The sequence below is a fragment of the Mycobacterium sp. UM_CSW genome, assembly GCF_000455205.1.
Taxonomy (GTDB): Bacteria; Actinomycetota; Actinomycetes; order Mycobacteriales; family Mycobacteriaceae; genus Mycobacterium.
Genome location: NZ_AUWQ01000019.1, coordinates 25398 through 40820, shown reverse-complemented (window position 1 = coordinate 40820; position 15423 = coordinate 25398). Strand labels below are relative to the sequence as shown.

Here is a 15423-nt window from a genome sequence, read left to right as displayed (position 1 = left end):
AAGCGTTGGCCGTCATCACATCTCCGGCAACGCGCAGGGCATGCGACAAAGCCGTTCATCTCGCCTTTTGAGAGAACTCTGCCAGGTGTGCTGGTCGGCTTCGCCGCTGCGTGGTGGCAAGGTCGACGCGAGATAAGCGGAGTGCAAAAAAGCAACGGTGGGGCTTTGCTGAACGTCCGAACGATACATACTGAACAGATGTCGCCCAGACGTCGGCGCGCCGCCCGCACGTCAACGGTTGCGCCCCCAAAAGCGTCGGTTCGGCTGCGGGCAGTTCCGGCGCCCGGGTTTGCGGTCACCGCCGCGGCGGGGTTCTCGGTCGTCGCGGCAGTGCTGGTCGTTCTCCTCGAGCAAGTGGCACCGGACGACCCGACGGGGACGATCTACGCGGTTCTGTTGGGCGTGGCCCTCGTCGGCAACTTTGTGGCCGCCGTCTTCGCCGCCGCCAGCCACCGCGGGAAGGTCAGCAACGGATCGGACGACAGCCCGCACGGATTGGAACAGTTCTTCGAACTTACTTCCGACCTCATGGTCATTTCCGATCAGGGCCAATTGCTGAAGGTCAATCCGGCCTTCGAAAAGACGCTGGGTTACACGATGGACGATTTGATGGCCGCCCCATTCGAATTGGTACCGCCCGAAGACATGGATCGGCTCCGTGAGCCGATAAAAGATCTGACCGAGGGCCGTGGGCCGGTTCGCTTCGAAAACCGGGCGATTAGACGTGATGGTTCTTCGCGGTGGATCGAATGGAGCGTCACGCCGCACGACGGGTTGTTTTATGCCGTCGGCCGCGATGTCACCGGGCAACGCGCGGAAGAAGAGCAACTCCGCGAAATCCGGACCATGCTCGAGACCAGCCAGGAGCGGCTGCGGGCGAGCCGGGACCGCCTGCGTCAGCTCGCCCGGCATCAGACGGCGCTGCGTCGGGTGGCCGAACTGGTCGCCCGCGATGCCGAGCCTGCCGACGTGTTCAACGCCGTGGCCGAGGAGATGGCCAATATTCTGGACGTCTACAACGCGACGGTGGGTCGTTACGAAGGCGATGAAATCGTCACCGCGGCGCTTGGGCGTCCGGAGATCGACCTGCCGAATCCGCCGGCGGTGGGCGAGCGGTTTCCACTCGGCGGCGACGACGTCGCTGCGATCGTTCGGCGCACGGGACGGCCCGCGCGGGTCGACAACCACGAGCACGCGGTGGGCGTTTCGGCGGCACGCCTGAGGGAGATGGGCATCCGATCGATGGTCGGCGTCCCGATCATGGTCGGCGAACAACTGTGGGGGGTGGCCGCCGTGGCCTCGCGGGGCGATCCCCTGCCGGCCGACACCGAGGTGGGCATCGCCGACTTCGCCGATCTGGTTGCGACCGCGATCGCCAATGCGGCGGCTCGTGAACAGCTGAATTCCAGCCGCAGCAGCCTGCGCGAGCTCGCGCGACGCCAATCGGCGCTGCGCCGGGTGGCGGAACTGGTCGCGCGTGAGGCGCAGCCGGCAGCAGTGTTCCACGCGGTCGCGGAGGAAATCGCCAGCATCCTCGACGTCCAGAATGCGACCGTGGTCCGCTACGACGACGACGCGACGATCGTGGAGGCCGTCGCGCGGGCCGATTCCGCGATGCCGAACCTTCCGGTGGTCGGGGAACGGTTCGTGATGGAGGGGGACAACATCGCCCTAATGGTTCGGCGAGACGGTCGACCGGCGCGAATTGATGACTACGAGAACGCTTCGGGCGCGTGGGCCGCACGCATCCGTGCGGGCGGGCTGCAATCAGTCGTCGGTGTCCCCATCGTTGTCGGCTCAGATCTGTGGGGAGTGCTTGCGGTCGCGTCGCGGATCACGCCCATGCCTCCTGAGACCGAAGCCCGCATGGCCGATTTCGCCGACCTGGTCGCCACCGCGATCGCCAACGCGGCCACCAGGGAACAGCTTCGGGCGAGCCGCGACAGTTTGCGCGACCTCGCCCGACACCAGACGGCGCTGCGGCGGGTGGCCGAACTGGTGGCGCGCGAGGCGCCGCCTCGCCAGGTATTCCGGGCGGTGGCCGAGGAAACCGCAGGCTGCCTGGACGTCCACAACACGACCGTCGGCCGGTTCGATGACGATGCCATCGTCATCGAGGCCCTTGGCCGCGCCGAGCCGGAACTGCCGAACCCGCCGGCGATCGGCGAGCGGCTCCCCCTGACCGGCGACCACATCGGGCCAATCATCCGGCGCACCGGTCGCCCCGCCCGAATTGACAGCCACGACCATGCGGCGGGCGTGACGGCCGCACGCATTCGCGATGCCGGGGTGCGGTGCATGGTAGGCGTGCCCATCACCGTCGGGGCGCACGTGTGGGGCGTGCTCGCCGCGGCGTCGCGCAACGACCCACTGCCGCCCGACACCGAGGCGCGCATCTCCGATTTCGCGGATCTGGTGGCCACGTCAATCGCTAACGCCGCCACCAGGGTTGAACTTCAAGCCAGCCGTGACAGCCTGCGCGACCTCGCTGGCCAGCAGACGGCGCTGCGCCTGGTGGCCGAACTCGTTGCCCGCGAGGCGGCGCCCGCCGAGGTCTTCAACGCGGTCGCCGAGCAGCTAGGGGAATGCCTGGACGTCTACAACACGACCGTGATTCGTTTCGACGGTGACGACATCGTCGTGGAGGCAGTCGGGCGCGTGGAGGAGTTGGACATGAGCGCGCCGACGGCCGGCCAGCGTTTCTCGCTGGGCGGCGACCACGTCGCGCCGATGGTGCTGCGCACCGGGAGGCCCGCCCGCATGGACACCCACGACGGCGCGGCTGGCTCGACGGCTGCCTTCATCCGTGATCTCGGCATCCAATCCATGGTCGCGGTCCCCGTCGTCGTCGGTGGCCATGTCTGGGGTGCGGTCGGCGTGGCGTCGCGAACGGGACCCTTGCCGCCCGACACCGAGTCGCGCATGGCGGACTTCGCGGATCTGGTGGGCACCTCAATTGCCAACGCCGCCACCAGATCTGAGTTGCAGGCCAGCCGCGATAGCCTGCGCGAACTCGCCGACAACCTGAGCGTGCTGGCCAGGCAGCAGACGGCGCTGCGGCGCGTGGCGACGCTGGTCGCACAAGGGGTCAGTCCGGCGGAGGTGTTCTCGGCGGTGGCCGAGGAGATGGCCGACTGCCTGGATGTGGGGAGCGCCGAGGTGCTCCGTTTCGAGGACGACGGCGCGGCGATCTTCGTCGTGGCCTCCCATGCGGCGCCCGGAGTGGCGCATTTGGAGGTGGGGGAGCGCCTGGGCACCGAGGGCGACAACGTCGCCGCGAGGGTGTTGCATACGCGGCGCGCGGCGCGGATGGACAGCTGGGAGGGCGCTGACGGCCCCATCGCCGAGCGTGTTCGGGAGTTGGGTGTTCGGTCGCGGGTCGGGGCGCCGATCGTGGTGGACGAGCGGCTGTGGGGGTTGGCCGTGGTTGCCACCACCGACCAAGATCCGTTGCCGCCCGACACCGAAGCGCGCATCGTCGAATTCGCCGAACTGGTGGCGACGGCGATCGCGGCCGCGACCACCCGCGAGGAGCTGATCGCGTCGCGGGCCCGGATCGTGGCGGCCGCCGACGATGCCCGTCGCCGCCTGGAACGAGACATCCACGACGGAGCCCAGCAACGGATCGTCTCCCTGGGCCTGAAACTCCGTCTCGCGCAGGAGTCGGTGCCACCCGAGTCCGATGCCCTGAAACACGAGCTTTCCGAGGCGGTTTCGGGCCTGACCGACGTATTCACCGAGCTGCAGGAGATTTCCCGGGGCATCCATCCGGCGGTGCTGTCGACCGGCGGTCTGTCTGCGGCGCTCAAGACGCTGGCCCGTCGCTCGTCGGTGCCCGTCGACCTCGATGTCGCGATTGACCACCGATTGCCCGACTCCGTTGAGGTCGCCGCGTACTACGTGGTCGCGGAGGCGTTGACCAACGCGGCCAAACACGCTCAGGCATCCGAGGTGAGGGTGCGGGCGCACGCCGACGACATGAACCTCACCCTGCTCATCTCGGACGACGGCGTCGGCGGGGCGGACTCGGGTAAGGGCTCCGGTCTGATCGGCCTCAAGGACCGCATCGAGGTGCTCGGCGGCTGGATGCGGGTGGCCAGCCCCCTGGGAGGGGGCACCGCCCTCGACATCACCATCCCGCACCACACCAGCCGAGCCGAATGAGGGTAAAGCGCTGCAAGGCAAGGCTTCTGAACGGGCGGGGCGAAAAACCTGTTCGTCTCAACTCGCCGCAGCGATGTCCGCCAGCTGTTGAGGCGTGACGCTGGCGGTGGCCTGCTGCTCGGTGATCGTCAGCTGGCCGCGACGCGTGCTCAAGAACGTCAGGATCCACGAAACCAGTGTTGTGGTCCTGCTTTTGAAGTCCACCAGGTACACCAGGTGCAGGAACAACCAAGCCAACCAGGCGATGAACCCGCCGAACTCGATCGGGCCGACCTTGGCCACCGCCGAGCACCGCGACACCGTGGCCATCGATCCTTTGTCGAAGTAGCTGAACGGCTTCCGTTCGGCGTCGCCGGCGCCCTTGAGTTCCGTCTTGATCACTGCAGCCACGTACTTGGCGCCCTGGATCGCGCCCTGGGCCATGCCGGGCACGCCTTCCACATACGCCATATCGCCGATCACGAACACGTTCGGGTAGCCCGGAATCGACAAGTCCCGCAGCACCTTGACGCGTCCGGCACGGTCGATCTCGGCCGCGGACTGGTCGGCGATGTCCTGGCCCAACGGGCTAGCCGATACGCCCGCCGACCACACCTTGCATTGCGATTCGATGCGGCGGACGGTCCCGTCAGCGTCCTTGACCATCAGGCCACTGTGGTCGACGTCGGTGACGATCGTGCCCAGCTGAATCTCGACCCCCATCTTCTGCAGCCGGTCCTGGGCCTTCCTGCCGAGTTTTGGTCCCATCGGTCGGAGCACCGCATCGCCGGCGTCCAGTAAGATCACCCGCGCCGTGGCGGAGTCGATGTTCCGGAACGAGCCTTTCAGCGTCTCGCGGGCCAGTTCAGCGATTTGACCCGCCATCTCCACACCCGTCGGACCACCACCCACGACGGTGAAGGTCAACAGCCTCTGCCGGTGCGCCGGATCGCTGGAGAGCTCCGCCTGCTCAAACGCCCCGAGGATGCGCCCGCGCAACTCCAGCGCGTCGTCGATGGTCTTCATGCCGGGGGCGAACTCGGCGAAATGGTCGTTGCCGAAATAGGATTGGCCCGCCCCCGCCGCAACGATCAATGTGTCGTACTCGCACGTATAGCGACGCCCGAGCACTTCGGAGACCACGTGGCGGCCTTCGAGGTCGATGTGCACCACGTCGCCCAGCAACACCTTGGCGTTCTTCTGCTTCCGCAGGATCACTCGGGTGGCGGGGGCGATTTCGCCCTCCGAGATGATGCCGGTCGCCACTTGATACAGGAGTGGCTGGAACAGGTGGTGCTGGGTGCGGGCGATCATCGTGACGTCGAGGGCAGCGTGCTTGAGTGCCTTGACGGCGGTCAGCCCGCCGAACCCGGAACCGATCACTACAACGCGATGCCGTTGTTCCACTCCCACTTCACTTCCTTCAGTCGTTTCTAGTCGCCATCTCGCGTTGCACTTGCTCCGCACGGTTCCGCGCCGCGGAACAAACCGGCGCGCGGAGTGGGTCCGTGCGTGTCAATGATCGAGATTGACGCTGGAAAACACATCACCGCTGGCACCCATAGCCGGTTGCGGAAAGCCACCAGCGGCACCTACCGGCTGGCGTGAACCCGTCTGAGCGCGTCTGACTCCGATATCCGCCCCGCGAAAGTATCCCGCCGCGGCGATTGACGAGAGCGGCGGAGGGTATAGGCACCGGCATGACCCCGCGTCCCGAGACGTCGGATGCCGTCCCGCCCGAAACGGCCGACTCATTCGACGCCGTGGTGTCCGCATGGGCCGAGCCGGTGCGTTGTGAAAGCGCGTACGGGTGTGAGCGGCCGGCGAGTTGGCTCGCGCTGCGCCACCAGCCCTGCGGTGGTCATCAGCCGGTGTGCACGTTCCACTACCGCAAGTGGGTGCGGGCTTCTCTGGCCAGGATCGGCCGCTCGGGCCGAATGCGGTGCATCTACTGCGGGCAGAATTTCAAGACCGTCGAACAGTGCATGTGTTTCCGGCCCCTGTGAGCCTCGGGCGGCGTGAGCTCCGGCGGCCGCATCACGGCGGCTGACTCTACAGCGGCGGAACGGCCGCGGACCGAACACCGGCCGCAGCCCTGGGCCGGCTCAGCACCCGCTGCGGCCACCAGAACCACGGGCCGAGTATTCGGGCGATCGGCATGACGAGGCACAGCCGCATGATGAACATGTCGAAGATCAGTCCGATCGCGATCGTCGACCCGGCCTGCCCGATGTTCTTCACGTCGCTGGAAAGCAGCGCCAGCATCGTGCCGGCGAGGACGAGGGCCGCAGTGACCGCCACGCTCAGGGAACCCGCGATTGCGCGGATCATGCCGGTCGCGATGCCGGCGTCGAGCTCTTCCCGGTACCGGGAGAGCAGCAGCAGGTTGTAGTCACAACCCACTCCCACGAGCACGATGAACGCGATGGGGACGTTCAGCCAATGCAGTTGGGTGCCGAGCAACGTCTCCCAGATCAAGGACGCCAAACCCAATGAACCAGCGAACGAAAGCACGACGACGACCAGGACCAGGATTGAGCCAACGAGTGCCCTGGTGATGACCAAGACGATGACGAATACCAACCCGAAAGTCGCCAGCATCATGAGGATGAGGTCGTTGTGGGAGAAGTCCTCCACGTCGCGGTAGGTCGGCGAGGCGCCTGCCATGTCCAATTTCGCGTTCGATAGCGCCGTTTGTTTGATGGCCTCGTGTGCGGCGGCCGTTGCATTTCTCGTCTGCTGAATGCCCGCCGGGCTCATCGCCTCGCCCTCATGGAAAATCGAGAAGCGCGCGCCTTTTCCGTCAGGAGTCATGAAGAACTCGAGACCGACCTTGAAATTCTCGGTTTGGAGCGACTCTGGCGGCAGAAAGAAGAAGTCGTCGTTCTTCGCGTTGTCGAATGCCTGCGCCATGTCGATCATCGGATGAATCATGACTTCCATCTGCGGAATCATGGCGTGCAGAGTGCTTTGCGTACTCAGCGTCAGCGACTGCATCGCCCGCATTTCCTTGACCATCGTCCCCATGTGTTCGGCCATGGCGTGCATCTGGGGAACCATCTGCGGAGTGACCGTGTCGATGATGGCCAGGCCCTTCACCAAGTTGCCGAGCTGTTCGCTCACCTGGTCGACGTTGTCGACCGTCTCGTTAAGCGACCGGATGGCCCAGCAGATCGGGATGTCGTAACAGTGCCTCTCCCAGTACAGGTAGCTGCGCAGCGGCCGGAAGAAGTCGTCGACGTTCGCGAGGTTGTCCCGGACTTCGTCGGTGATCGCTCGCATCCGGTCGGTCGCTTCGCGCGAGAGGTGAGTGCCCCCGGTCAGCTGGCTGGTGAGATCCTCAAGCCGGCCGGTGAGCTGTTCAAGCTGGGTGGTTTCCTCGATGAGCTTGCCCATGTGGTCTGCCGTCGTGTCGATGTCGGCGACCCGATCCTTAAAGAAGGCGAGGTTCTCGCCGATCTTCGTTCCCATCGACCCCATGGAGTAGGGAAGTGAAGCGTGTTCCAGGGGCCGGCCGTTCGGCCGGGTGATGCCCTGCACCATGGAGATGCCGGCAACCCGCAGGATGGTCTTGGCGATCCGGTCCAGGGAGATCAGGTCGGTCGTGTTGCGCATGTCGTGATCCGCACTGACGTAGAGGTTGTCGACGGACAACTGGCTCTTCGGGAAGTGCCGGTCCGAGGCAGCGTAGCCTTCGACCGACTCGACCGTCGCAGGCGCGAAGTCCCGGTCGTTGTAACTCACCTTGTAGGTGGCGAGATTCATGACGCAGAGCGGGACGACGAGGAGGGCGACGAAGATGAATGCGGCCGGCCACCGGGTGATCGCGGTCCCCAGTCGGCGCCACATCGGGCTCGTCGGGCTGATTTGCTGCAGCCACTTGATGCGGCCCCCCAGCGCGAGCATCGCGGGCCCCAACGTGAGCGCGGCGACGACCGCCACGACCATCCCCACGAAGCAAGGCGGGCCCAGGGTGCGGAAGTAGTTCAGTTTGGTCAGGCTCAGGCACAGCGTCGACCCGGAGATCGCCATGCCCGACCCGAGGATGACGTGCTGCGTGTTCGCGACCGACTCGTAGTAGGCGGATTCCTTGTCGTGTCCCGCCCGGCGCGCCTCGTTGTATCGGCCGATGAAGAAGATGCCGTAGTCGGTGGCGACGCCCAGAACCAACGCGACGAGCATGTTCATCGCGAATGACGAGATCCCCAGAACGTGCAGGCCGACGAGGAACGAGACGACGCCTCGGGCCGTCGCCAAGATGAGGAGCACACCCACCAGCGGGATAAGGGCTCGGGCCACCGAGCGGTAGGCGAGCAGCAGCATGATGATGATCACGATCACCGACACGATCGTGAGCGTGAACATGCTGGCGTCGGCGGCGTCGAGCGTGTCGGTGTTCAGCGCGGCCGGTCCGGTGACATAGGTCCTGAGGCCGTGCGGTTTCGGGACCTTGGCCACGATGTCCCGGATGGCGTCGATCGAGCGGCTCGACGTGGCGTCACCGGTGTCCCCGGTCGGGCGGACGGTCAACGTGGCCGCCTCGGCGTCGGCGCTCTGCTGCCCCGACTTCGTCACCGGCTTGCCCCAGAGGTCCAGCAGTGACTGCACGTGCTGCTTGTCTTCGCGCAACCGGCGGACCAGCTCGTTATAGAACTTGTGGTCCTGGTCGTCGAGCTTGCGGCCGTCCGTTTCGAGAAGGACGACGACGGCGCTCGTGTAGTCGGACTCGCGGAAAGCGTTCCCCTGCACCAGTGCGGCCTGCGACGACGGCGAATCCCGGGGGACGAGCGCCTTGGCGTTGGCCTTGGTGTTCTCCTCGATGGAGGGGACGAAGACGTTCACCACGACGCCCAGCACCACCCAGAACAAGACGATCGGCAGTGCGAACTGGCGGCACAATCTCGCGAGGAGGGGTCGCTTGACCGGTTCGTCGGCCGGGACCGGTTCTTCGGTCTCGATGGGCCCGGTGGGCGCCTCGTCGTTCATGCCGCGGTCACCGTGCACGCGACGGCGGCGCTCTGGTGGGACACGAGGTGCTCGTCCCGGACCTTGCCGTCGACGAGGATGCGGCACCCGGCCGAGTCCCCGTCGACCTGCATCACGAGGCTCAAGGTCGCCGAGGGCGACATCGTCGTCTCAGACACCGACCAGGGCAGGGCTGTCAGCCGGACTTCGACCGGCTGGCTGTCAAGGTTCGCGTAGACGACCTTGCCGCCCTCGCCGAGCGTGCCGAATGCCTCGTAGGTGACGTTCTTGGGGTTGATCTGGACGACGGTGGCCGGGAGGGAGCTCGTCGTGGCCGGATGGCTGATGGCCTCGCTGTTATTCCGGACGATGTTGACGCCGTAAGCGACGACCGCGAGGACGGCCACAATGACGAGGGGCCGCCAAAGTTTACCGAGGGCGCTTATGTTTCCTCGCCCTTTGCGTCTAGTGCTCATGCCGATCCTCCTCCGGATCGTTCACCACGCGCGCACTATTGGAGGCAAGCCTCCAAGGCGGGTCTTTCGACCTTTCCTGGACCGTCAGATTCGGTTGTGTGTGCATAGTAAACGCTAAAAAGCGAAGAGCGCTATATGAATTAGTTGCGCAATCTAACGGCGATTCTTGGGGGGCATCGGCTCGTCGTTGACCGAGTTGCGTTGTCATCCAACACAACAGTGACGAATAGTCAGAACCGCGGATACCCGCTAGCAGGGTATGCCGAGTGGCGTCAGCCGCAAGGACAGGCGGTCACCACGGCGCCATGCTTGATGGCGAGTGCGGTAAGCGGACGCGTGCGCCGCCGAAAGCCTTGCCAATTCATGTCTTTCATCTTGTCTGAGGAGCGACCAATGACCGACCAACTCATCGGTGCCCATAACGGGCTGCACAGCGAGCAGGGCGGCCTGCCGGGTGAGCATCCCGGACGCTGCGCCAACCCGGTCATCAAAGTCCACGACGTCATCTGGCTGGAGTTCGAGAAGCCCGACCTGAATAAGGCCGAGGAATTCGCGGTGGCGTTCGGGTTCAGCGTCGCGCTGCGCACCGAAGACGAGCTACACCTGCGCGGCAGTGACGCCGGTGCGCCGTGCGTCCTGATCCGCCGCGGCGCGCGGTCGCGGTTCATCGGCCCCGCCTTTGTGGCCGCCGAGTACTCCGACCTGCTGCGGTTGGCCGGCGCGACCGGGACGACGGTGCGGCCGCTGCCCGAGACCCTCGGTGGGGTGGCGATCCACCTCGTCGACCCGAGCGGCATTCCGCTGAAGGTGGTTTCGGGCGTCTACGAGTTCGAGGAGCTGCCCTCCCAGCAGCCGCACGTGTTCAACTTCGGCCCCAGCCGCCGGACCGTCCGGGCCAACTCCACCCAGCGGCCCCCGCGCGTGCCCGCCACGGTCCAGCGGCTCGGGCACATCGTGCTGCAGACCCCGAAGTACATCGAGGCGCTGAACTGGTACCTGGAGCACCTCGGCCTGATCGTCAGCGACTTCTGCTACTACCCGGGCCAGCGCGAGCGGGGCCCCGTCATGAGCTTCATCCGCTGCGACCGCGGCTCGGTGCCCGCCGACCACCACACGCTGGCGATGGCGTTGGGGCCGACCCACCGCTACGTGCACTCGGCCTATCAGGTCGCCGACCTCGACGCGCTGGCCGCCGGCGGCGAATACCTGCGCGAGCAAGGGTATTTCCGCTCGTGGGGCATCGGCCGCCACATCCAGGGCAGCCAGCTCTTCGATTACTGGCGGGACCCGGAGGGCGACTTCCTCGTCGAGCACTACGCCGACGGCGACATGTTCGACAACACGCTCGAGCCCGGCTGGGCGCCGCTGACTGCCTCCGGCCTGTACCAATGGGGCCCGCCGCCGAGCCGGGACTTCCTGGGCGTCGGCTCGCCGAGCGAGACCGCGCGCGAAGTCGCCCTGATGGTCGACGCGCTGCGCCACGACAACGAGTTCGACCTGTCCGCCCTGCGCGGGCTGTTCGCGGTCGGCAACTCCTGACACCCACCATCCACCAAGAGAAAGTAAGGATCCCCGCAATGACCATCTCGATCCTGCGCACCGCCGACGCGTGGTGGGTGCAGACGCCCAACGGCGCCGCCCGCATCCGCACCGACGCGACCACCACCGCCGGCGTGCTGGCCGACCGCCACGCCATCGACGACGCCGCCCACTCCGCCGACACGGTGCCGGTGGCGAACCTCGCGCTGGTCTCGCCGGTCACCACGCCGTGCCGGCTGGTGGCCCAGGCCACCAACTACGCCTCGCACGTGCGCGACGTCGGGCGCGACCCGGCCAAGACGCCGCTGACCTTCTTCCGCAAGGCCTCCGGTTCGGTCACCGGTCCGTTCGACGACATCGTCAAGCCACCCCACGTGAAGCTGCTGGACTACGAACTCGAGATCGGTCTGCTGATCGGCCGCGAGATCCCGGTGGGCACCGAGGTGACGGAGGCCAACCTGGCCGAGTTCGTTCACGGGCTGGTCGTGACCAACGACGTGTCGGCGCGCGACGTGCAGCTGACCAAACAGCAGTTCTTCGAGTCGAAGTCGTACCCGACGTTCACCCCGCTCGGGCCGGCCGTGGTGCTGGTCGACGCCGACGAGCTCAAGCGCTTCGGCGACCTTCGGCTGCAGCTGCGGGTCAACGGCGAGCTGCGGCAGAACATGGTGGTGGAGGGCGACATGCTGTACTCGCCCGTCGAGGCTCTGCAGACGCTGGCCAGGTTCCAGAAGGTGGAAGCCGGCGACCTGATCCTCACGGGGACCCCGGTCGGCACCGCGCTCACCGCGCGGGGAGTCGAGAACCCGCACCAGATGGACCTGATGACGTTCCTCGCCGACCAGGCGAAGAACCCCAACTACCTGCACCACGGGGACGTCGTGGAGGCCACGGTGGCCACCGACGACGGCGCCCTCGACCTCGGCACGCAACGCAACAAGGTGGTTTACCGATGAACGCACACTCCAACGGCGCCGCGGCGTCCCTGCCGGACTTCGTGCCGGTGATCATCGTCGGCGCCGGCCCGACCGGCATCACCGCAGCCACGCTGCTGGGGCAGTACGGCATCCCGACGCTGGTGCTCGACAGGCACGAAACCGTCTACCCGCTGCCGCGGGCGGTGCACGCCGACGACGAGATCTACCGGATCCTGGCACGCCTGGGCGTGGGCGACGAGTTCGCCGCCCACCGGCGGCCCGCGCACGGACTTCGTCTGCTGGACAAGGAGTTTCGGGTGCTGGCGGAGCTCAAGCGCAGCACCGACCCCAGCGCCAACGGCTACCCGCAGATGAACATGTTCGACCAGCCGGAGCTGGAAGCGATGATGCGCACCAACCTCAAGCGCTACCCGCACGTCACGCTGCACGGTGACGTCGAGGTCACCAGCCTCACCCAGAACAAGCACGGGAAGGTGCGGGTCAGCTTCCTTGATCGGGTGCGCGGCGGACAGCAGTCCGTCGATGCCAGCTACGTGCTGGGCTGCGACGGCGCAAACAGCATCGTTCGGGCTTCGATCGGCTCGCACATGTACGGGCTGCCGTTCCAGCAGGAGTGGATCGTCATCGACGTCGACACCGACGCCGACCTCGACCAGTGGGAGGGCTGCCACCAGCTGTGCAGCCTGGAGCGTGCCGGCACGTACATGCGCGTCGGGCAGACCCGCTACCGTTGGGAATTCCGGCTTCTCGATGGGGAGAGCGCCGCGGATTACCAGACCATCGAGCAGATCGAGCCGTTGATCAAGCCATGGCTGGGCGAGGTGCCGGCGGAGCAGTTGCGCCTGGTCCGCGTCACCGCCTACACCTTCCGCGCGCAGGTGGCCAGCAGCTGGCGCGAAGGCAACGTGTTCGTGCTCGGCGACGCGGCCCACCTGACGCCGCCGTTCGTCGGCCAGGGGATGGCGGCCGGCCTGCGTGACGCGCTGAACCTGACCTGGAAAGTGGCTGGCGTGCTAGGCAATTCCCTGCCCGAAAGCGTGCTGGACACCTACGAGCAGGAGCGCAAGGCCCACGCCGCGGCCATGATCATGATGGCCGTGTCGGTCGGAGCAGCGATGACGGGCGGCGGCACGGTCGGCGACCTCGTCCGCAAGGTGGTCTTCCCGCGGCTGCAGAACCTACGCCTGCCGGGCACCCGCACCAGCGCCGCCGACGGCGTCGCGCCCGGGTTGCACCGGTCGGAGATGGTGATCAAGTCGCGTGTTCCGGGCGGCCTGGCGGGAACGCTGTGCCCCAACCCGGTCCTGCGCGACGGGCTGCACCTCGACCAGGTCGTCGGCAACCGCTTCGCGCTGGTCACGTCGGCGTGGTTGAGCCCGACGCAGCAGAAGGAGCTCGACGACCGCGGGGCCGTGGTGGTCTCCGTCACTCGCGAGAGCCAGCTCGGCAAGTGGCTCCGGGGAGGCCGGGCGACCGCGGCAATCGTCCGACCGGACGGCGCGGTCATGCAGGCCGGCAAGAACATTCGTACGCTGTGCGATGCGGTGCCGTCGTTCTCCGTCGGCGCTGCCGCGGAAACCGAAAGCGAGCGCTGATGACCGAGCTGCTGGTGCTCAACGACGGCAAGCAGGAGATGCAGGCGGTGTCGTTGGACGGTGCCCGGGTGCGGACCCTGATCGCCGGGCTGGACGAGAGGCCCGACGGTCTCGTCGTCGACCAGGAACGCGGCCACATCTACTGGACGAACATGGGCGCCCCCGATCCCGGAGGCGACCCACGTTCGGAAGTTGCCTACGCCCGCAACGGATCGCTGGAGCGCGCGGATCTGGACGGAACCAACCGCGTCACGATCGTGCCGCGCGGCGCCTTCACCACGGGCAAGCAGCTCGCGGCCGATTGGCAAGCGGGCGTGCTGTATTGGTGCGACCGTGAGGGCATGCAAGTGCTGACCTGCAACCTCGACGGCAGCGGCCTGCGGCCCCTGGTGGTGACCGGGGTAGGCGACGAGGACGCGCAAACGATCGCGAACCATTGCGTCGGCATCGCCGTCGACCTGGAGCGCCGCCTGCTGTACTGGACGCAGAAGGGTGCACCAAAGGCCGGTGAGGGCAGGATCTTTCGGGCGCCGCTGGATCTGCCGGCAGATGTCAGTCCGCGGCATCGCGAGGACATCGAACTGCTGTGGCGGGGTCTCCCGGAACCCATCGATCTGCACCTGCTCGGGGGCACGACGATGCTGTGGACCGATCGCGGCGCCGAACCCGACGGCAACACGCTCAACCGCGCGGCGGTGCAGCCGACGATCGGTGCACCGGAGATCGTGTCTCGCGGGTACCACGAGGCGATCGGCGTCGCCGCGGTGTCCGAGTCGGAGTTCTATGTGGGTGATCTGGGTGGCGGCATCCGCTACGTCAACCTCGACACCGGCGTTGACACTGAACTCGTGCACCTGGGCTTCGGGCTCACGGGCCTCGCGCTTGCCCAGACTTGATCTGCTCGCCGTGGTGAAAGGTGGCAAATGTGAGCGGGTGGATGGACCTCTGGCACAACGTAACTCCGGGACAGGGAACCCTGCTGGGCGGCGCCTTCGTCGTCCTGGCGGGCATCATCGCGTTCGGTACGGGTTCGCTCGACCGGAGGTCAGAGCATAAGCGCTTCCACTACGAGGAGATGAAGCAGCTCTACGCCGAAGCCCTCAGGATCGGCAGGGATCTGGAGATTCTCAAGGCGCTGCCGCCCGACGTCCGAAGGGAAGCCCTCGCTGAAAAGGCCGAAGCGATCGATCGGGTGATCAGCGAGCTCGCGCTCACCGGGAACTTCAAGACCGCAGATCTCGCCATCGCTTACGCGTACCAGCAGTCCGTTCAGCTGGCGGAGTGGGTAAGGCAGGTGGAAACCGACGAGGGTTTGACCGGGCGACTCGACATGTGGCTGGACAATATGCCCGAAGGGCAACGAGCGGCCCTTAGGACGTACGAGGACGTTAAGGTCAGGCGTCAGGACGTGGTGCAGGCAGCCCGCAAGGAGCTCGGCCTCTACGTGCCGGTGTGGTCACGCTACCGGCGCATGCTGCGCGAAAGCCTCAATAGTGCGCAGTTCCCGCTGAACTGACCTAGTCACGCCGCTTCGAGGCTGACGGATAGCGATCGCTGCAGGCGGATGATGTTGTTGACTACCCGGGTCGGACGGCCACTGAGGCGGACCGGTCGACACGGTCGATCAGCGCCCGCAGCGTGGCCACCGTCTCGCTCCGGCCCCGGGCCCGGCCGGTACACGCGTGCGCGCCATTGCCGAAGCCGAGGTGTCGGGGTGCGGACGTGGCGATGTACAGCTACCCGGGGGTGGCTGCGGCGGCCAGCAGG

General features: G+C 66.6%; 10 protein-coding genes. 7 read left to right on the top strand and 3 right to left on the bottom strand.

Features of this window, described 5'->3' with window-relative positions:
- Positions 1–198 precede the first annotated feature (198 nt).
- On the top strand, positions 199–4164 hold the full coding sequence (locus N415_RS32580; protein ID WP_081665132.1) for a GAF domain-containing protein: 3966 nt from the start codon (positions 199–201) through the stop codon (positions 4162–4164).
- A gap of 57 nt (positions 4165–4221) precedes the next feature.
- On the opposite strand, the gene N415_RS08620 is transcribed toward N415_RS32580, so the two are convergent.
- The gene (locus tag N415_RS08620) at positions 4222–5556 is read right to left on the bottom strand and encodes an NAD(P)/FAD-dependent oxidoreductase (RefSeq protein ID WP_068179589.1); all 1335 of its coding nucleotides are present in this window, start codon (positions 5554–5556) and stop codon (positions 4222–4224) included.
- Positions 5557–5843: 287 nt separating this feature from the next.
- On the opposite strand from N415_RS08620, the gene N415_RS08615 reads away from it, so the two are divergent.
- Positions 5844–6149 carry a hypothetical protein gene (locus tag N415_RS08615; RefSeq protein WP_068179586.1) on the top strand — a complete coding sequence of 102 codons (306 nt, stop codon included), beginning with the start codon at positions 5844–5846 and terminating at the stop codon, positions 6147–6149.
- Between the two features lie 46 nt (positions 6150–6195).
- On the opposite strand, the gene N415_RS08610 is transcribed toward N415_RS08615, so the two are convergent.
- A complete protein-coding gene (locus N415_RS08610) occupies positions 6196–9129 on the bottom strand; it encodes an RND family transporter (RefSeq protein ID WP_068179746.1) in 2934 nt (977 codons plus the stop codon).
- Positions 9126–9584 (bottom strand): MmpS family transport accessory protein, encoded by a 459-nt coding sequence (locus N415_RS08605; RefSeq protein ID WP_068179583.1) that lies wholly within the window; start codon positions 9582–9584, stop codon positions 9126–9128. Before N415_RS08605 ends, N415_RS08610 begins: the two co-directional genes overlap by 4 nt.
- Positions 9585–9977: 393 nt before the next feature.
- On the opposite strand from N415_RS08605, the gene N415_RS08600 reads away from it, so the two are divergent.
- The 5 genes from N415_RS08600 to N415_RS08580 are packed head-to-tail and all read left to right on the top strand — an operon-like array spanning position 9978 to position 15172.
- Complete coding sequence (locus N415_RS08600) at positions 9978–11123, top strand: VOC family protein (RefSeq protein WP_068179578.1); 1146 nt, start codon at positions 9978–9980, stop codon at positions 11121–11123.
- 38 nt (positions 11124–11161) lie between these two features.
- Positions 11162–12079, top strand: coding sequence for a fumarylacetoacetate hydrolase family protein (locus N415_RS08595; RefSeq protein WP_068179574.1), 918 nt, complete (start codon positions 11162–11164; stop codon positions 12077–12079).
- Positions 12076–13656 (top strand): bifunctional 3-(3-hydroxy-phenyl)propionate/3-hydroxycinnamic acid hydroxylase, encoded by a 1581-nt coding sequence (locus N415_RS08590; protein ID WP_068179571.1) that lies wholly within the window; start codon positions 12076–12078, stop codon positions 13654–13656. Before N415_RS08595 ends, N415_RS08590 begins: the two co-directional genes overlap by 4 nt.
- Positions 13656–14552, top strand: coding sequence for a hypothetical protein (locus N415_RS08585; RefSeq protein WP_068179568.1), 897 nt, complete (start codon positions 13656–13658; stop codon positions 14550–14552). The genes N415_RS08590 and N415_RS08585 overlap by 1 nt, the downstream gene beginning before the upstream one ends.
- Before the next feature lie 29 nt (positions 14553–14581).
- The gene (locus N415_RS08580; protein WP_068179564.1) at positions 14582–15172 is read left to right on the top strand and encodes a hypothetical protein; all 591 of its coding nucleotides are present in this window, start codon (positions 14582–14584) and stop codon (positions 15170–15172) included.
- Positions 15173–15423 lie beyond the last annotated feature (251 nt).